The 18748-nt window shown below is 42.0% G+C and carries 20 protein-coding genes; 9 read left to right on the top strand and 11 right to left on the bottom strand.

Annotated elements, in window-relative coordinates:
- Nucleotides 1-6 precede the first annotated feature (6 nt).
- From NZ900_02115 to NZ900_02070, 10 genes are all read right to left on the bottom strand, one after another.
- Entirely contained in the window at nt 7-828 is an 822-nt protein-coding gene (locus tag NZ900_02115) for an ABC transporter permease subunit (protein MCS7232889.1), read from the bottom strand.
- A 9-nt stretch (nt 829-837) separates the two neighbouring features.
- Complete coding sequence (locus tag NZ900_02110; GenBank protein MCS7232888.1) at nt 838-1995, bottom strand: YibE/F family protein; 1158 nt, start codon at nt 1993-1995, stop codon at nt 838-840.
- Nucleotides 1996-2032: 37 nt separating this feature from the next.
- Entirely contained in the window at nt 2033-3622 is a 1590-nt protein-coding gene (locus tag NZ900_02105) for an alkaline phosphatase (GenBank protein MCS7232887.1), read from the bottom strand.
- Between the two features lie 91 nt (nt 3623-3713).
- Nucleotides 3714-5597: a ferrous iron transport protein B gene (gene feoB, locus NZ900_02100; protein ID MCS7232886.1), complete on the bottom strand. Its 1884-nt coding sequence runs from the start codon at nt 5595-5597 to the stop codon at nt 3714-3716.
- A complete protein-coding gene (locus tag NZ900_02095) occupies nt 5569-6132 on the bottom strand; it encodes a FeoA domain-containing protein (protein ID MCS7232885.1) in 564 nt (187 codons plus the stop codon). The genes feoB and NZ900_02095 overlap by 29 nt, the downstream gene beginning before the upstream one ends.
- 1 nt (nt 6133) lies before the next feature.
- Complete coding sequence (locus NZ900_02090) at nt 6134-6370, bottom strand: Lrp/AsnC ligand binding domain-containing protein (protein ID MCS7232884.1); 237 nt, start codon at nt 6368-6370, stop codon at nt 6134-6136.
- Nucleotides 6371-6378: 8 nt separating this feature from the next.
- A complete protein-coding gene (locus tag NZ900_02085) occupies nt 6379-7521 on the bottom strand; it encodes a cation:proton antiporter (protein ID MCS7232883.1) in 1143 nt (380 codons plus the stop codon).
- A gap of 1 nt (nt 7522) precedes the next feature.
- Nucleotides 7523-8689 (bottom strand): cation:proton antiporter, encoded by a 1167-nt coding sequence (locus tag NZ900_02080; protein ID MCS7232882.1) that lies wholly within the window; start codon nt 8687-8689, stop codon nt 7523-7525.
- A gap of 6 nt (nt 8690-8695) precedes the next feature.
- Nucleotides 8696-9262, bottom strand: coding sequence for a CBS domain-containing protein (locus tag NZ900_02075; protein ID MCS7232881.1), 567 nt, complete (start codon nt 9260-9262; stop codon nt 8696-8698).
- Nucleotides 9249-9995: a TSUP family transporter gene (locus NZ900_02070; GenBank protein ID MCS7232880.1), complete on the bottom strand. Its 747-nt coding sequence runs from the start codon at nt 9993-9995 to the stop codon at nt 9249-9251. Before NZ900_02070 ends, NZ900_02075 begins: the two co-directional genes overlap by 14 nt.
- Nucleotides 9996-10140: 145 nt before the next feature.
- Between NZ900_02070 and tsaA the strand changes: the two genes are divergently transcribed.
- Entirely contained in the window at nt 10141-10575 is a 435-nt protein-coding gene (gene tsaA / locus NZ900_02065) for a tRNA (N6-threonylcarbamoyladenosine(37)-N6)-methyltransferase TrmO (protein MCS7232879.1), read from the top strand.
- Between the two features lie 7 nt (nt 10576-10582).
- Complete coding sequence (locus NZ900_02060; protein MCS7232878.1) at nt 10583-10894, top strand: divalent-cation tolerance protein CutA; 312 nt, start codon at nt 10583-10585, stop codon at nt 10892-10894.
- A gap of 81 nt (nt 10895-10975) precedes the next feature.
- Here NZ900_02060 and NZ900_02055 read toward each other — a convergent pair whose 3' ends face one another.
- Nucleotides 10976-12019: a metallophosphoesterase gene (locus NZ900_02055; GenBank protein MCS7232877.1), complete on the bottom strand. Its 1044-nt coding sequence runs from the start codon at nt 12017-12019 to the stop codon at nt 10976-10978.
- Nucleotides 12020-12216: 197 nt separating this feature from the next.
- Between NZ900_02055 and NZ900_02050 the strand changes: the two genes are divergently transcribed.
- The 7 genes from NZ900_02050 to NZ900_02020 all read left to right on the top strand — a co-directional run bounded on the left by NZ900_02050 (nt 12217) and on the right by NZ900_02020 (nt 18739).
- On the top strand, nt 12217-13248 hold the full coding sequence (locus NZ900_02050; GenBank protein ID MCS7232876.1) for a zinc-binding alcohol dehydrogenase family protein: 1032 nt from the start codon (nt 12217-12219) through the stop codon (nt 13246-13248).
- A gap of 25 nt (nt 13249-13273) precedes the next feature.
- Nucleotides 13274-14275 (top strand): C4-dicarboxylate TRAP transporter substrate-binding protein, encoded by a 1002-nt coding sequence (locus tag NZ900_02045; GenBank protein ID MCS7232875.1) that lies wholly within the window; start codon nt 13274-13276, stop codon nt 14273-14275.
- A 79-nt stretch (nt 14276-14354) separates the two neighbouring features.
- Nucleotides 14355-14825, top strand: a complete 471-nt coding sequence (locus NZ900_02040) for a TRAP transporter small permease (GenBank protein ID MCS7232874.1) — start codon at nt 14355-14357, stop codon at nt 14823-14825.
- A complete protein-coding gene (locus NZ900_02035) occupies nt 14825-16117 on the top strand; it encodes a TRAP transporter large permease (GenBank protein MCS7232873.1) in 1293 nt (430 codons plus the stop codon). The genes NZ900_02040 and NZ900_02035 overlap by 1 nt, the downstream gene beginning before the upstream one ends.
- Nucleotides 16118-16124: 7 nt before the next feature.
- On the top strand, nt 16125-16913 hold the full coding sequence (locus tag NZ900_02030) for an IclR family transcriptional regulator (GenBank protein ID MCS7232872.1): 789 nt from the start codon (nt 16125-16127) through the stop codon (nt 16911-16913).
- A 69-nt stretch (nt 16914-16982) separates the two neighbouring features.
- Complete coding sequence (locus NZ900_02025; protein ID MCS7232871.1) at nt 16983-17453, top strand: TRAP transporter small permease; 471 nt, start codon at nt 16983-16985, stop codon at nt 17451-17453.
- A 2-nt stretch (nt 17454-17455) separates the two neighbouring features.
- Nucleotides 17456-18739: a TRAP transporter large permease gene (locus tag NZ900_02020; GenBank protein ID MCS7232870.1), complete on the top strand. Its 1284-nt coding sequence runs from the start codon at nt 17456-17458 to the stop codon at nt 18737-18739.
- The last annotated feature ends 9 nt before the right edge of the window (nt 18740-18748 follow it).

The raw sequence follows: 18748 nt of genomic DNA, 5'->3' as shown, positions 1-18748 counted from the left end.
CCTCTTTTATCCACCTCCCATTCCTATATAGGCTTTTTCTGGGGTGGCCTTAATGAGTTTGCTCATGTAAACTATTCCTAGAAGGGAAAATATGCTCATCCATACGAGTAGGCTAGTTGCAGCGCAAGCTAAACCTGTGCTCACGTAGAAAGCCTGATATAACACTACGGGATAAGTTTGACTTTTTGAGCTCGTTAAGATTACAGCTAACTGGAACTCCCCAATTGACATGGCGAAGGTCATTATGGAGCCAGCGATTATTCCGGGAAGGAGATTCGGTATGAGAAGCTTTCTTATGATGTAAAGCACATTGGCACCAAGCGAATAGGCTGCTTCCTCCATCGTCTTCCAGGATAGCATCTCGAGGTTAGCAACGATCGGCTTTAAGGTAAAGGGAAGAGTATATATGCATTGTGCTAAGATTAGGCCCTTTAGGCTTCCTATCAGCTTTAACCCTGGGATGTTGTAAGCTTCTATGAAGCCTAAGCCTAAAACTACTGGGGGTATAGCTATTGGTAAAAGTATTATGAAGTTATATAGGCTTTTAAGTAATCTATTTTCGGAGACCACGATGGAGTAGGCGGCGGGGATGCTCACTGCGAGGTTTATAATTATAACCAAGGCTGCAACTATAAGGCTTCTCATTAGGGCCTCATAGTACATTCTTTGGGTAAAAAGCTCTCTATACCATCTTAGGGTAAACCCTTCAGGCAAAAGGGTTCCAAACCATTTCTGCCCGAAGGCCCCAAGAGAGATTAAAAGTATAGGCAAGAAGATGAATGACATATAAAGTATTAGAGCAGAAAAAGATAACCCTTTTTTCCACATATCTTCAAGTTAAATTATAGTATATTTTTTGGTAAATATAAAGCTACCTATTAGTGCGGTAAGGGGTGCAACCATCGTCATACCTATGCTTCCAACTAAGGTGTGTAAAATCTCGGCCGAAACGTATCTTAGGTTAACTATGTTTATTGTGGGGATACCGAGAGCGCTTAAGGTTAAAAGCAATCCCATGTAGCCTCCAGAGTAGGCTAAAAGTAGAGTATTGGACATGGTTCCTATAACGGATTTTCCGACCGAAAGTCCGGAAAAGAGCAGCTCCCTCTGGGGTATATTGGGATGTACCCTCACTATTTCGTCCTGGGAGGCAGATATATCTATGGCTACGTCCACTATTGCTCCGCTTGAGGCGATAAAGGTGCTTGCTAAAAATATGGAGGTTATATCAAGGTGGGTAAATCCTGCATAAAGAAGGCTTTCTGTGAAGGGCATTACGGACCCATGTAGCTTAAGCCTCATACCGAAGGCTAAAGCTAAAAGGCATGTTAGTCCGATACCTGAGGCACAACCTAATAAAGCTGTAAAGCCCCTTTTAGATATTCCACCTGCTGAAAGGCATGCTGAAATCGCTACAAGTAGCGTAATCCCAAGGGATACCGGTATGGGGTTAGCTCCTAGAAGGAGCATCGGTACCAGTCCCTTCCATATAAGGAGGACTACGAAGGCGAAAGAGACGAGAGCCTTAAGGCCTGTCCAGCCAGCGAAAAGCAGGAGAACCCCACAGAAGATCAAGAATAAGGCTAGCATGTAAGGCAACCTGTAGTGATCTACAGTGTTAATATGTATTATCCTATCTCCAGCGTGATTTATAACCACTAAGGCGGTATCTCCAACCTCAAAAACCTTGTCTATTTCCATTATTCCTTTGAAGTGATTAACAGCATGGCTAATCGTTCCTTTAAATGGCCCGTTAAGTATCTTGACCTTTAGTCCTTGGCTTCCTATCTTAACTAGGCCTACCTGATGGAAGTTAGAGTTGTCTACCTCTATAATTTCCGCTTTCGCTCTAATTGTGTCCTTCAGATTGGGATTTTTATAGGGGGAGGGGAGGAGGGCGAGGGTGGCGGAAAGCAGTAGGGTTATAACTATCAAGGATATATCTTTACGGGGATTCTCTATTTTCCAAAGCTCTCGCAAATATTTTATTATCAAGGTGCCTTTTCCCTCCTCGCCTCTTAAATATTTATTATTACGCGGCTAAGGCTTCTACATATCTCACTGGCAGTATAGATATTATGTTACCCTTAGATATATCTATTTTCATAACTTTGCACATTTTGTAGAAGAGATCCGTGTTGTCGTAGTAGCCTTTAAACTCTTCAGCACCAAAACCTATTGCGTATACGGGAACGGGCAGTGCGGTGTGAGAGTAGCTTGTCCAGCCTATTCCGGCTTTTTGGTTAAGTATGTGAGTAACTTTCACAGCCAAGGGCTCATATCCTCCATATAGCCTGTAGGTGATCTCATCTTTCGGTCTTTCCTCCCTTGGTAGCATGCTCATGCTGAAGGCTTTTCTTAGCTCATTTATTTCATCTTCCGTTAGGGCTAAGTGGAGCTCCATAGCGGCGTTGATGTCTCCAGATTTTGCCTTTTCCTCTAAAGCCTTTCTCTCCTCAGGGGTTAAGAGCCTTAATCCGAAGAGCTTTTCTATTTCTGGTAAGAGATCCTCAAGCTTGGCCTTATCCTTCGGAGTTTGCTCTCTGTATTTGGATACAAGCTTTGTGAACTCATCGTAAGATATCTTCTGCTTTTCAAGGATCTTTAAGTAGGTTTCGTATCTCGTTCCGGCGAATCCCATGGACATGCCTCCGCATTCATGGTCGCCGGTGACTATTATCAAGGTTTCATTGGGATACTTCTCGTAAAACTTCAAGGCCTCCGCTATGGCGCTTTCGAAGTCTAAAAGATCGTATACCGCTGAAGCTGCATCGTTAGCGTGACATGCCCAGTCCACTTTTCCGCCTTCAACCATTATGAAAAATCCATTTGGATTATTAAGCATCTCTATAGCTTTCTTTGTGAACTCCGCTAAAGAAACCCCAATATCCATTCCGTTCTTTCTATTTATCGCATAGGGTAAGGCGGCCTCTCTATCTAACACGGGATTAATAGCTACAACCTTACCATCTTCGGATTTAAGGGCCCTTATTTCATCAGCCTTTTCTACCACCTTATAGCCCTTCTCTTTTAATATCTCTCTTATATCCCTTTGCTTTCCATCCTTGCCTTTAGGCTGTCTAAAGCCTCCTCCTCCGAAGAAGTCGAATCCGCTATTTGCTAAGTCTAAAGCTATCTCATAATAGTTGTTTCTACTTGGGTTTCTTGCGTAAAACCCTGCAGGTGTGGCGTGATCTATGGATACGCTTGAAATTATCCCTATCTTCATGCCTTTGTCTTTAGCAAACTCAGCTATAGTTTTATACTTAACCTTCTTTTCCGGATCCATGTTGATAACGCCATCGCTAGTCTTATGTCCTGCAGCCATTGCGGTTATTGCTGAGGCTGAATCGGTTATGTAGCTATCGGCTGCATGGGTTGTCATCATGCCAAAGACCGGGAACTTCGTGAAGTTGAGGGTCTTTGGATTTGGGGTTTTGCTTTCTAGGGAGCCAAGATACATCTGAGCGGCCGAAACTTGGGGAATGCTAACGCCGTCGCCTATGAAGAGAAAGACGTACTTTGGAGACTGAGCCATCGCTATTGAGAAAGCGGGAAGGATTAGAAGAGCTAGGATTAAAGCCAATATAGGAATAGCCCTAAACCTCCTTAAAGAACTCATGCTTATCCCCTCCTTTAGTTTTTTCTGCTTAGAATTTTAGGAGGGGAGCTTTAAGGAGGTTTAAAGGAATTTTAAAGAAAAGTTAATAAAGCTAGAGGAGAAGGCCGACGATTCTGCTAACGATTCCAGTTAAAAGCATTCCATAAGTGAAAGCTGATATCTCTATGATGAGGGCTCTTCTTATCCCCAGCTCTCTTATAAGCATCAAGAGAGCTATCATACAAGGGATTTGAAACACGCAGGCTAAGCCGAAGGTGAATATCTGAAGCTTACTCATGCTTAATGTTATATCTATCGTGCCCATGGCGTTAATTAACATTGCAGGTACTAAGTCTTTTTGGATGAATCCATAAATTATAGGTATAGCGGTCTTTTCAGGAAGTTGAAGCCAATGCACGGTTAGAAATCTTAAGGGTTTGACAATCGGTTCTATCATGTTAAAATGCGATAGTATCCCATAAAGGAATCCTCCTAGGGCCAAAAGCGGTATGGCCACATATACGAAGTCCTCTGCCTTAATCCATGCTTTTAAAAGCAGGTTTTTAATTTGTGGTTTACGGTATCGAGGTAGCTCCTCTATTAAGGGTAGGGGATCGCGCGGTATTATGATGCCCATTACCTTTGCTGTAATTATAAAAACTAAAAGTGCGGTAAGGTATATTCCTAAAGCGTATCTTAATCCCGCGTAGTAGCCCACTATGCCGAATACTATTGCAGCTCTTGAAGAGCAAGGTATAGTCATGTAAAGTATCGATACCCTCAATCTGTCCGTGAAGCTGGGCAGGATTCTCGTTGATCTTATGGCAGGAACAGCACATCCTAATCCCAAAAGGGCCGGTATTATCGCCTTCCCAGGTAAGTTAAGGGAATTCATAACCTTGTTTAAAGCCACTATGAACCTTGAGAGCAGACCGCTGTCCTCAAGCAGGCTCAGAATAAAGTAGAATACGCCCACGTAAGGGATAGCTATGCTTACCCCGGCTGATACCCCTATAAATATATTCCTCGTTACTATATTGAATGGCTCTCCCATGGACTTAAGGAAGGGGGTTAAAGCCTCTAATAGGGTTTCCGATAGGAAAGATAGGTTTTCCTGAAGCCAACCTCCTATGTAGAAAAGCGATAGAAATATTAAGATAAGGGTTCCTATTGAGAACATTAGGCCTCCTATTGGAGTATCTATTATAAATCTATCGATGGCAGGAAGACTCCTAAACGATGTTGAAGTTATCTTTAAAACTTTACTCCCTATGTATACCGCATATCCAGATCTTGAAATAGTTATGTCGCTTTCCATATTTGGATGAAAGCTTTTAAGGAGATCTTTTATCTTGCTTAGCTTCGCTTCCTTGAGGAACTGCTCCATAAAGGGGCTTCCCTCGAGGAGTTTAACTGCAAGGCCTCTTTTAAGTAGCTTTCCGGAGTAGTTCAGCTCTTGCTCTAGCTTAGTTATCCCCTCTTCTATGTGATCATCGTATCTGATCTTGAATTTTGATCTTTTAGCCTCCTTTATCCTATCTATGAGCTCTTTCGTGTCCCCCTTAAGGGGGTTTATCCTGACTGCCGGGACGCCTAAAATTTCTTCAAGAGCCTTAAGATCTATTATCACTCCGCGCTCCTTTGCCTCATCATAGAAGTTTACAGCCATTATGAAAGGGACACCAAGCTCAGCAAGCTGTAATGTGGTTATTAAGCTCCTTTCTATCGCTGTTCCATCAACCACTTGGATGATGAAATCGTAATCGCCCTCGAGGATGAGTTTCTCCGTTACCTTTTCCTCTTCGCTTGAGGAAGTTAAGCTATATACCCCTGGCGTATCCAGGAAGATATAGCTGTCTCCTTTAATTGTTGCTTTTCCCTCAGTTACATCAACGGTTGTTCCAGGATAGTTCGATATTTCTACCTTAGCTCCGGTGAGAGCATGCAACAATGTGGATTTGCCTACGTTAGGTTGTCCTACTAGTAAGACCTTCATTCCTCTCTACTCCTAAGAGGCTTTTACTTAAAGCTCTATCTAAGGCTATTAGCCTTCCCTTGCTTTCAAGAATAATAACATCGTCCCTTAGCTTTAACACTTTAAAGCTTGCTCCAGGGATCAAGCCTATTCCTATTATCCTTGACAGCGTCTTAGGATTCTCAACCTTTATAGCTGATATGATGCCCTCTTCCATCTCTTCTATAGGCTTTGCTTCTCCCTTTATAATCTTTACTCTTTCCCTTACATCTTCCTCAAGGTGTTCTATAGAATGAGCCACTTCATGGCTAAATAAGCTTTCTATAGCCTTATGATAGTCGTAAATCCTCTTGGCGGTTTCCTCCCCCTCTTTTGTTAAAGAGAGGCAACCCTTCTCCTCTTTAACCAGATTCTTCTCTTTAAGCTTTTCTATCGCTTCTCTTATATCGCTTATTTCGCTTTTAGTGTCAAGCTCTATCTCTCTTATGCTTAGAGGTTTATCTTTCTCCTTTAATAATCTTAATATATCTTCTATAAGTATCTTAAGCCAATCCATCTTATACCGCTATAAGCGTTGAGGTTAGTTGGATCTCTGGCATCTTCCTTATCTTGCCCATTATTATGTTATCAAGCCCCTTTAAGGTTTCGGATTCAACCTTTAAAAGAAGATCGTACTCTCCATATACCATATATGCTTCCTTTACCTCTGGCATTTCTTTGAGCTTTTCCAATATTTCTCTTTCCTTTCCTGCTGTTACAAGAACCAAAACGAAGGCAGTTACCAATTTTTCCACCTCCTTAATTAACCTTTTGAGAATGTCCACTTAAGAAGCGGTGGGGTTATTATCGTGGTTAATAATGTCATCGTTACCGCCGTGGCAAAAGCCGAGTCATCGAAGATCCCCTCCAGCAGAGCCATGTTTGCTATGACCAACCCCACTTCCATGCGTGGTATCATACCTACGCCTATCTTTAAGGCTTCTTTAAAGGTAAAGCTTTTAGTTATTAAAGCTCCAACCCCACATCCTGCTATTTTAGTTAAAACTGCTATGATGAAATATATTATCGTAAAAGCACCCGTCTTAGATAAAGAGTAGATATTGGTGCTTGCTCCTATTCCCACAAGAAATGTCGGTACGAATAAGGAAAAGGCCAGGGTGTTTATCTTGTCCTCTACCCTTCGCGCTTCTGGAGTTTTGCTTATTATGAGACCTGCAAGATATGCTCCTGTGATGGCAGCTATCTTAATTCCCTCAGCTAAATATGCAAAGATTAGCATTAAGGCTATTATCACCGATGTTAAAACCTCCGGTAGATCAAGCTTTTCCATGAGCTTTAATGTTTTTTTAATCAGAGGAGAGCCTAAAAGGTAGCTTAAGAGAAAATAGACTCCCACCTCTCCTGATAAAAATGATAGTTCCTTTAGGCTCACATGTCCACTTTTCTTTATAGCTATTATTATCGCTAGTACCATTATTCCCAATACATCGTCTATGATGGCTGAGGCTAAAATGGCGGTTCCTTCCTTAGTGTGAAGCTTTTTCATCTCTAAAAGAATGCTTGTAGTTAGCCCTACGCTTGTAGCTGTTAGTGTTCCACCTAAAAATAAGGCGGTTATCTTAGGATATCCATAAAGTAGCGATATCCAATATCCTACGAATAAGGGGACTATTACTCCTGCTGAGGCTATTACGAAGGATGGGATTCCGACTCTCCTTAGCTCTTCTACATTAGTTTCAAGGCCAGCTAAGAAGAGTAAGAAAACCACACCTAAGTCAGCTAATATTCTGATTTCCCCAGAGAGCTCCACGATGCCTAATATAGGACCTATAATTACTCCTCCTAGCAAGGCCCCGAAAGCCTCTGGAAGTTTCACTCTTGTAGCTAGATATCCACAGAACCTGGCGGATAAAAGGATCACAGCTATCTTAAGAAATATATTCATTTTAGGCTTTTAAGGATGCTTCTTGAGCGGCCCTTGAAAAGGCCCATTTAAGAAATATCGGAGCTGCTATCGTAGTTAGTAGAATCATAGTTATCGATGCTGTAAATATGGACTCATCGAAGATCTTTCCTATTAGAGCCGAGTTAGCTACCACTAAACTTACTTCCATACGAGGTATCATCCCTAAGCCGACCTTTAAGGCCTCTTCCAGCGTAAACCTCTTCGTTATAAGCGCGCCGATACCGCATCCCAGCGTTTTGGTTAAGATGGCTATTCCGAAAAACACTATAGTGAAGCTTCCTGCTTTGATCAAAGAGTTGATATTAGTGTTTGCTCCTACTCCTACAAGGAATGCTGGGATGAATATGGAAAAGGCGATAGTGTAAACCTTATCCTTTATTCTCTGGGATTCGGGAGTTTTACTAATTATAAGCCCTGCGAGGTAAGCCCCGGTTATGGATGCTATTTTCACCTCTTCAGCTAAGTAAGAGAAGATAAGCATCAAAGCTATCGCTACCGCGGTTAAAGCCTCGGGAACATCTATCCTTCCTGCGATTTTCAGGGCTCCTTTAACTAAGGAGGATCCCAAAAGATAGCTTAAGGTGAAATAGGCTATTATTTCAGCTAATAAAATCACTATTTCTCTCACCTCTATATGTCCGCTTTTGCTTATCGCTATTATTATAGCCAAAGCTATTAATCCTAAAATATCATCTATAACCGCTGAAGCCAATATGGTGGTCCCTTCTTTCGTATGAAGCTTTTTCATCTCTATAAGCACGCTTGTGGTTAATCCTACGCTTGAGGACATTAGGACTCCTCCCAGAAAAAGGGCGGTAATCCTTGGATATCCGTAAAGTATCCCTATCAAATAGCCTAAAGCTATTGAGAGAGCTAAGCCTCCTACCGCTATTATGAATGGAGAGATTCCCACTCCCTTTAATTCTTCAAAGTTAGTTTCAAGCCCAGCTAAGAAGAGGAGAAAGATCACTCCTAGGTTTCCGAAAAGGCTAACATCCTCAGAAAAGCTCACTATCCCGAGCATAGGGCCTATTATTATCCCACCAAGCAACGCTCCAAAAGCCTCAGGTAGCTTTATTCTTATGGCCAGATATCCGCAGAACTTAGCGATTAGAAGGATTATGGCTATCTTAAGTAGGATATCCATGATGCACTACCAGGTTAGCCTTATGAATCTTATGATGTCCTTAACTTCAAGCAGCCCATGTACCCTTCTTTCCTTATCTATGACCGGTAAGTGGTGTTTTCCCGTTTCCAGTATCACCCTTATGGCTTGGCCGAGATTATCATCGATACCTATGGTTATGGGATTTTTAACCATTAGGTTTTCAACGGTGCAACCCTTACTTAAGGTGGGGCATTTTAGCAAGTTTAGCCCTACTATGGAGTATCTCTTAGGGGGACTGAAGAAGCGGAGAAGATCTTTCATAGTTATAACTCCTAAAAGTTTATCTCTTTCATCCACTATTATTGCAGCTGTTTCCTCCTGATCGAAGCTGTTAATGAGTATGCTTATGGTGTCTTGAGGCTTAAGTTTTAGAAAATCTCTATCCATAACTATCTTGACGGGTACGTTAAAGAGATAGCTTGAGATATAACTTAAAATATCTTCCCTCTTTCTCTCCTTTATCTTATGGAGCTTGAGAAAATGTCTCTTTTTAAGAACCCTCTCTAAATTATCTATGTTATCGACCCCCTTAAGGAAATTATACCACCACATCCATGAGCATCTTCGTGGCGCTTACAGCTATCATGATAAGAAGGGCTAGCCTTAAGAATCTATTCCCTTTGCTTATGGCGGTGTGTGTTCCGATATATGCTCCTAAGACGTTTCCCGCTGAAAGTATGACCGCCGGCCAGAGCTCTATTATCCCATATGCCCAGAATAGCGCTACGCTTATCACCATGTAAGACAACACTATAGCCATCTTTATGGCATTGGTGGTTAAAAGATCAAAGCCTCCTATAGTTACTAAGGCAAATATAAGGAAAAAGCCAACCCCTGCTTGAAGGAATCCCCCATATATTCCTATGAGGAAGAAGGATAGCCATCCTATCCATTTAGGTAGCTTAGTATCCCTCTTTACCTGTCCTAAATCTGGTTTGAGAGCTACCAATCCTCCTATTGCGAATATCATTAGGGCTATGATGATCTGAAGCGTTTTCTTATCTATGCTAATCATTATGAATGAGCCTATAAGGGATCCAATTAAAGCTGGCCCAAGAAAAGGGAATATCTCCTTAAGCCTTAAAACTCCCTTTCTTTTAAACTCTACTACCGCGGCCAAGCATTGAAATAAGACTGCAACTCTATTCGTTGCGTTGGCCACATCCACAGGAAGCCCCGTTAGGTATAGGGCAGGTATGGTTAAAAAGGATCCCCCTCCCGCGAGAACGTTCATGAAACCGGCTAGAATGCCACTAAGGAAGACTAAGATCAAGGTCCAAGTCATGTCACACTAACCCTCCTTAATTTTTTGCTTTTAATGATATCAAAAATTTTGCGATTTTGCTAAGGGGTTTCAGATTTTTCTTGAAGCTTAGTGGTATATACTGATATAATCGTGCCACAAGGTTGGTTGAAGGAAGGTGGATAACGTGAAGCTATTCTATGTTAAGCCTATAGGGATTATAAGGTCTCCCTACAAAGATAGAAACTCTGCCCCCTTTCAGGGTAGATTTTCAAGCGAGATATGTGAGATAGAGATCTTTAAGGAGTACGAGGAGGGTTTAAGGGACATAGAGGAGTGCACTCATCTTATAGTCTTATACTGGCTTCACCTTTCCGATCGGGATAAGCTCATAGCTATCCCCCCTCATGATGGGAAAGAGCATGGGGTCTTTGCAACTCGCTCTCCCAATAGACCTAACCCTATAGGTTTTTCTGTAGTTAGACTTGTTGAAAGAAGCGGTAGAATACTTAAAGTGGTGGGTTTAGATGCGATCGATGGAACGCCTCTTTTGGACTTAAAGCCTTACTCTTCGGAAATTGACTCGGTCCCTGATGCTAAAGTAGGGTGGATGAGGAGGTGAGGCCTTGTTGGAGGGTTACTATGTTATCTTCATAACGGTCCCTAAGGATAAATCTCAGGAGGTGGCAGATTTTATCGTAAGGGAAAAACTTGGCGCTTGTGTAAATATAGTTGAAGAAGTAAATTCCATTTACTGGTGGAAAGGGAAGATTGAGAAAGATAAGGAATCGCTCCTTATAGTTAAAGCTAGGGCCGCACGCTTCAAGGAGCTTCTTTATAAAGTGAAAGCTATTCACCCTTATACCGTCCCAGAGATAATAGCTTTACCCATAGTTGCAGGTAACCCCGATTATCTCAGGTGGATAGAGGAGGAAGCTTAAGGATTGCCTAATTTGATGGCGACAGGCCCCTTTTGTAACTTGATCTTTTAAAAGGGGCCTGTCGCTTAAGGCTATTTTTACTTACTTTTTCTTGAACCTAACAGGCATACTGAATTTCATAAATTCCTTTGCTTCGTAATAGGCAAGGGTTTCCTCAACCGTTGCATCCTTATGGGGCTTCCACCAGGGGTCTTCGCCCATGGTCTTTCTGGCTACCTCCCAGATATCTTTTGTGGCTTCAAGCCTTATTACCTCATATTTCAGCTCCTCAGGGGTAAGGGTGTATATTGTAATTGACATCGGATAAGTTAGTGTAGAAGCGTTTACTATATACCATATGCCGTTTTTCTCAACCGGAACGGTGCTAACGTGACGGTGTCCGCATAGGTAGAAGGAAACCTGAGGATACCTTTCGAATAGCTTGATGACCTCCTCAGCGTTATCTAAATAAAAGTTTTTCCACTCGGGCTTTAACTCTTCTTTTCTGAAGGGAACTAAAAGATGGTGGCCTATAACTATGGTAAGCTTATCTTTGTTTTTATAAAGCTCCTTATCAAGCCACTCAAGTTGAGCCTTTGATAACTTTCCACCCCAGCTTCCTATCTTAGTAGTATCTAATCCGATAAGGTAGAGACCCGGTATAGGCTCAGCGCTCCAGTAGCTTCTTGGGCCATTGAATCCGTAACCCTGTAATGCCCAAATGATGGTGTACTTAGAATCGCCTATAAGGGAGGCTAAACTGGGATCCTTGCCCTTTACCGGTAACGGGCTTACCTCATGATTTCCGAGCACGGCGAAAACCGGAACATTGACCTCTTCAAGCATTTCCCTTAATAGGTCTATGTTCCATGGCTCCACATCCTTCGTTAGATCGCCAGTAAGTATTACGAAGTCTAAGCCTGAAATTGAGTTAATCTTATTGATGGCTTCTCTAAAAAGCTCAACGGATGAGTCTTCCATCTTGACCTTGTTTTCAGTATTGGCTACCGGAAGGCTCAGATGAGGATCGGAGATTACCGCGAATTTAACCTCCTTGAAGGCTAAGGCTATCGAGGGAACGATTAAAAGGAGGACGAAGGCAAATATCAAGAACCTCGAGAAAAGACTCCTGCCTCTCTGGTACATTAAAAAACACCCCCTCTAGAGAATTTCGATTAAAGTGTATCTAGATGATGTTAATACTGAATAAAGCTTGATTAAAGTTTTTTTAAAGATTGACACTTAACGATTAAGCCCTTATAATTTGTTAAGGAATACGAAACGCAGTTTCATATTGTGGAATACATGAGTGCAAGAATACAAGCATACAAGGAGGAATTCGTATGAAGGCCATCGTTTTAAGGAAACCCGGAGAGCTTAGCCTTGAGGAGGTTAGCCTTCCTGATAGGGATGGTAAGGTTTTTGTGAAAGTAGCCTCGGTTGGCATATGTGGCTCTGATGTTTCCGCTTATAAGGGGACCTCTCGCTTAGGAGTTTTCCCAAGAATACTTGGGCATGAGGCGGCAGGCGTGGTTGAAAGCCTTCCTGAAGGGTTTAAAGACCTCAAGGTTGGAGATAGGGTTGTGATAGAGCCTTACAGATATTGTGGTAAATGTTATCCCTGTTTGATCGGTAGGACCAACTGCTGTGAGAACATGAGCGTCATAGGCGTTCATCAGGATGGTGCCTTTGCTGAGTATATAGCTCACGATCCACACTTAGTACATAAGGTCCCAAGCGATATAAGCTGGCAAAAGCTTACCCTCGTTGAGCCTTTAACAATATCTATGCAAGCGGTCAAAAGGGTTGGAGTTAAAATGGGGGAACATGTGGTTGTTATTGGAGCTGGAACCATAGGGATCTTAGCTGCCCTTTATGTTAAACACCTTGGAGGAGTTCCCATAGTTGTTGATCCAGTCGATTCAAGGTTGGAAATAGCCAAAAGGGGCGGAATAGGATATACTATAAACCCTCAGAAGGAGGATCCCTTTAAGCTCGTGAGAGATATTACTGGCGGTAGGATGGCTGAAGTTGTAATAGAGGCCTCTGGCTCTGAGAAAGCGGTTAGAGATACTATAGATTATGTTTCTTATGCGGGAAGGATCTCCTTGGTTGGTTATCCCTTTAACGATGTTTCTCTTCCCACATATCTGATAACTAAGAAGGAGCTTGATGTTAAGGGTTCAAGAAACAGCGTTGGATTATTTAAGGAAGCCATTGAGCTGGTTAGTAAAGGGCTTATAGATGTTGAGATAGTTATCTCGGCTATAGTTAGCTTTGATGATATTCCTCGCTATATAAAGGAGCTCGTTTCAAACCCGGGCGGCTATCTTAAGGTGATAGCTCTGTTGGATGAAAGTGCCAAGGGCACATAAATAAAAGCGAAGGGAGGTATATCTTATGAAGAAGCTCTCTTTAGCGGTATTTGTCTTATGCTTTGTAGTTTCTTTACTTGGTTTTGTCCCGATCTGCGGGGCTCAAACGAAACCACTAACTATCATGATAGGCTACGAGAATCATCCTGGTGAGCCTGTTGATCTTGGTTGTAATCACTGGAAGAAGTTAGTTGAGGAAAGAAGCAATGGTACGATCAAAGTTCAGCTTTATCCTTCAAGCCAGCTTGGTTCTAAGAATGAGCTTATAGATCAGATGTTAGCTGGTATACCTGTTATAACCTTAGCAGATGGAGCTTTCTATGCGGATAGAGGCGTTCCTGACTTTGGAATAGTATTCGGTCCCTATCTTTTTGATAGCTGGGATGACTGTTGGAAGCTTGTAAAGAGCGACTGGTGGAAAGAGCAGTCTAAGAAGCTTGAGGAAAAGGGTTTAAAGATATTAACCGCTAATTGGATCTATGGTGATAGACAGCTCCTTGTTAAAAAGCCCGTTAGAAAGCTTGCTGACCTTAAGGGGATGAAGATTCGCGTTCCTAATAACACTATTCAGATAAAGGGATTTGAGGTCTTAGGAGCTGTTCCGACTCCTATGCCCTTGGGTGAGGTTTATACAGCCTTACAACAAGGTGTTGTCGATGGTCTTGAGAATCCGATACCGGTTCTTTATAAGGGCAAGTTTGCTGAAGTAGCTAAATATTTAGTTTTAACCGGTCACGTTAAGAACTTTACTACTTGGATCTGTGGAACTAAGGTATTTAATTCCCTTACTCCTGAACAGCAAAAGATAATAATGGAAGCAGGGGATGAGGCTGGGAAATACAATAACTCTCGCTACTTTGATCTTGAGAAGGAAAGCTTAGAGAAGATGAAGGCAGACAAGGTAGAGGTAATTCAAGTGGATTTGACGGAGTTTAAGGAGGCAGCTAAGAAGTTCTATGAGCTTCCAGAGATAACATCTAGGTGGTCTCCAAATCTTTACCAAACCGTTAAAAACGCTATGAAATGAAATAGATTTTTAAAAAGGGGTAGGAAGAGAGAAATCTTCTTACCCCAATTCCTTTGTTTAGAAAGGAGTTAGGGGGAAAGTGATTAGGGGTTTTTTAAAGCTACTTAAACTTTCAGATTCTTTCATATCGGGATTAACGCTAATAATTTTGGTCGCTGTTACCTCTTCAGGAGTTTTAATGAGATATGTTTTTAACCGGCCCTTCTCCTGGCAGGAGGAGGTTCAGCTTTGGTGCTATGTATGGCTAAGCTTTTTTGGAGGAAGCGTTGCCTTTAGGCATGGTGGTCATGTAGCCATAGAAGTATTGGTTGATATCTTTCCTAAACCTCTGCAGAAGATCGTTAATATATTTGTATATCTTGTGGTTTCCTTTCTCCTTCTTTACCTTGCTTTTTATGGATTTAGCTTCGTTGGTCTTCAGCGTGAGATTCAAAGGACTACTAACGTTTTGCATGTTCCTTATTATTTAATTTGCCTTGCCTTACCGATAGGTTCCATATTGATGTTTTTAAGCTGGACACTCTCTTTCTTTAAGGGTGGTGAGGAGTAATGCATCTTGATCTTGCTCTCTTTTCAGCTGTGGTTGTTTTCACTTTAATGTTTCTTAAGGTGCCCGTTTTCGCATCAATACTTGCTGGTTCCGCCATTTACTTTGCCTTTAATCCAGCTATTCCACCTTACATAATAGCTCAAAGGGTTATTTCTGGGGTTGAAAGCATTCCTCTTCTTGCCATCGCTTTCTTTATATTCGCTGGGATAATCTTTAACTATTCTGGGGTTACCAAAAGGATAATGGACTTCTGTGAAGTAATGGTTGGTAGGATGCCTGGCGGGTTAGCGCAAGTTTCCGTTCTCCTTTCTACCGTTATGGGAGGATTGTGTGGCTCCAACTTAGCTGATGCAGCTATGGAGGCGAAGATGCTTGTTCCAGAGATGGAAAAAAGAGGAATCCCCAAGGCCTTTGGTACCGTTATAGTTGCCGTTTCAGCTATAATAACTCCTCTTATTCCTCCAGGCATAGCCATGATCATATACGGTTCGGTTACTAATACATCCATAGGGAGGCTCTTTATAGCTGGGATAGGGCCGGGGTTGCTATTATGCTTTCTTTTAATGATTCTCGTTTGGTTTATATCTAAGAAAAGAGGCTATAGGCCTCTTTATGAAAGGGAAAGGAGCTTAGGCGAGTTTTTGAGGGCCTTTAAGGAAGCGTTCTGGGCTTTAATATTGCCAGTGGTTATAATCGGAGGAATTCGCGTTGGAGTTTTTACCCCCACTGAGGCTGGAGCCATTGCTATAGTTTATGCGTTCTTTCTAGCTTTGATGTATAGGGAGATGAAGATAAGGGATTTGCTTCAGGCGATTAAGGAAACCATTATTACTACCTCTTCTATAATGCTCATCATAGCTGCCGCTTCTACTTTCGCCTGGATATTAACTAGGGAGAGGGTGCCTCAGGAGATAGCTAAGTGGATTTTAGCTAATATACCTGATAAATATATGTTTCTTCTTGCTGTAAATATCTTTCTTCTTATAGTAGGAATGATTATGGAGGGGAACGCGGCCATAGTTATTCTCGCTCCCCTTTTGGCTCCCGTTGCTGCTAAATATGGTATAGATGATATCCACTTTGGTATGATATTCATATTCAACTTAGCCATCGGTTGTTTAACTCCTCCTGTTGGTACGCTTATGTTTGTTTCCTGTGGAATAACTAAGTGTAAGACCCGTGATTTTATCATAGAGGCCATTCCATTTTATGGGCTTCTACTTTTTGAGCTTGCTATAATTACAGTTTTTCCGGTTTTCACGACTGGTCTAGTTAATCTCCTATGGAGGTAAGGGTAAATTGGAAAAAGAAAAGATAGTTCAATCGGTTGAGAGAGCTTTAAGTATTATAGAGGAGCTGGCTAAGGAAAATGGGGAGCTCGGGGTTACAGAGCTCTCTTATAGGTTGAACTTAAACAAAAGTACAGTTCATCGCATCTTAAGCGTCCTTTTAAAGTTTAAATATGTGGACAAAAATCCCCAAACTAGAAAGTATCGACTTGGTATGAAGCCCCTTTATCTGGGAGGAGTGATATTAGATAGGTTGGACTTAAGGCGAGAAGCTCACGACCTTCTAAAGAGGCTTGCTCAAGAGGTGAACGAGACGGTTCACCTTGTTATACCAGATAATGATATGGGCCTTTATATTGATAAGATAGACAGCAACCAAACCTTTAGGATGCGCTCTCAGATTGGATGGTATGTTCCACTTCATGCTACTGCCGTTGGTAAGGCGATACTTGCCTTTTCCCCTAAGGAGTATGTGGAGAGGATAGTATCTAAGGGTCTTAAGAGCTATACGGAAAACACGATAACCGATCCCAAAAGGCTGATTGAGCATCTTGAGAATGTGAGAAAGCTTGGCTATGCGGTGGACAACGAGGAGAACGAGCCTGGGGTAAGATGCGTTGCTGCTCCTATATTTGATTATAGAAATAAGGTGATAGCGGCTTTAAGCATATCAGGCTCGGTTTTAACGATAACCAATGAGAGAATACCCCTATTGGCTAAAAAGGCAATGGAGTATGCTTCGGAAATATCGAGTAGGATGGGTTGGCGCGGGTCGCAGTTCTCTGCTAGAAGAACATGAGTTTTTAAAAAAACTTGTTTAAAATGAAAGTTTATTTCTTAAAAATAAAATGCGGAGGAGGGGTGGCTTGTGGAGAAGGTAGACCTCTTTTTAAGAAAGATAGAGGGGAGGGTAGTGGTCGTATTAACCTGCTTTATGCTCGTTTTAGGTTTCTTACAGGTTTTTAGCAGGTACGTTATAGAAAGCCCTATCCCTTGGAGTGAGGCTCTCTTAACTTATATGTTTGTATGGTTTAGCTTTATAGGGGCAAGTTTAGCGGTAGCTGAGGGAGCTCACTTTTGTGTAGAGATATTTTTCGTTCGCTTTCCACCTCGTATGAGATACTATGTTGAGTTAATTATCTACGCTCTCATAATGCTTATAGCTTTCTTGATGATCTATAAAGGGATGGTGCTCGTTTGGGCTAATAGAACTCAGCTTATGACCATACTTCCTTTCACCATGAGCTGGCCTTATTTAGCCTTGCCTACAAGCGGTGCTCTGATCTTCGTTCATTCTCTTTCTCACGCTCTTACGTTGTTTAAAGAGGGGAGGAAGTAAGTATGGCTTTTATATTGTTTCTTGTTTTCGTTATTACTCTGATTCTTAAGGTTCCCGTATCTTTTAGCTTAGCGATAGCTGCCTTAGCTGCCTTAAGCTACGCTGGGCATATAGATACCGCTGTTATAGTTCAGCGTATGTATACCGCCTCAGAGTCTTTCGCCCTTATAGCCATTCCCTTCTTCATATTAGCTGGAGGCTTTATGGAGTCAGGGGGCATATCTCGTAGGATCGTTAACTTTGCTTCAAGCTTGGTAGGCCATATTAGGGGTGGCTTAGCTATGGTTAGCGTAGTAGCATCTATGTTTTTCGCAGGTATATCTGGTTCTACCGCTGCAGATACTGCAGCTATAGGAAGCATTCTTATTCCTGCTATGAAAAGCAAGGGTTACGGGAAAGACATGGCTACAAGCGTTCAGGCAACCGCTGGCTCTATAGGTATAATAATTCCTCCGAGCATTCCAATGGTCATACTTGGCATAACTGCGGGTATATCCATAGGTGGTCTCTTCCTCGGGGGGTTTATCCCTGGGGTTTTGATGGGAGTTGCCCTAATGATAACGAGCTACATATTAGCTCGCCAAAGGAATCTTCCGGCTGAGCCTCGCGCTCCATTTAAACAGGTTTTAAAGAGCTTTTTAGACTCTATACTTGCTTTAATGACCTTGGTAATAATAATGGGTGGTATACTTACAGGCGTTTTCACTCCCACAGAAGCCTCCGTTATAGCTGCCATTTATTCTTTCATAATTGGCTTTTTTGTCTATAGAGAGCTTAAGCTTAAGGATATTCCAAGGATAATGGTTAAGACCGCTATAACTACCGGCATAGTCGTTTTCTGTATAGCCTCTGCTTCGAGCTTCGGTTGGATAGTGGCTGCAGAGAGGATTCCTGCAAAGATAGCCGAGGCTATTCTTTCCTTTTCCACAAATAAATACGTGATACTTACCTTGTTTAACTTACTTATGCTCTTTCTAGGAACTTTCCTTGATGTTACACCAATAATAATCATTGTAGTTCCAATAATATTCCCCATAGCTATGAAGCTTGGCGTTTCCCCAATTCACTTCGGATTGATGATCATAGTGAACATGGCTATAGGCCAGTGTACGCCTCCTGTGGGGGTTTCACTCTTTGTAGCCACGGGTATAGCTAAGGCCTCTTTAGGAGAGATACTAGGCACATACATGAAGTATATCTTAGCTATGATAATAGTGCTTTTCATCATTACCTTTATTCCTCCCCTTGTTACCTTTATCCCCAGCTTAGTGATGGGGATAAAATAATATAAGGAG

The organism is Synergistota bacterium (assembly GCA_025060595.1).
In the GTDB taxonomy this organism is placed as follows: Bacteria; Synergistota; GBS-1; order GBS-1; family GBS-1; genus 42-11.
This window is presented reverse-complemented; position numbering and strand designations above follow the sequence as displayed.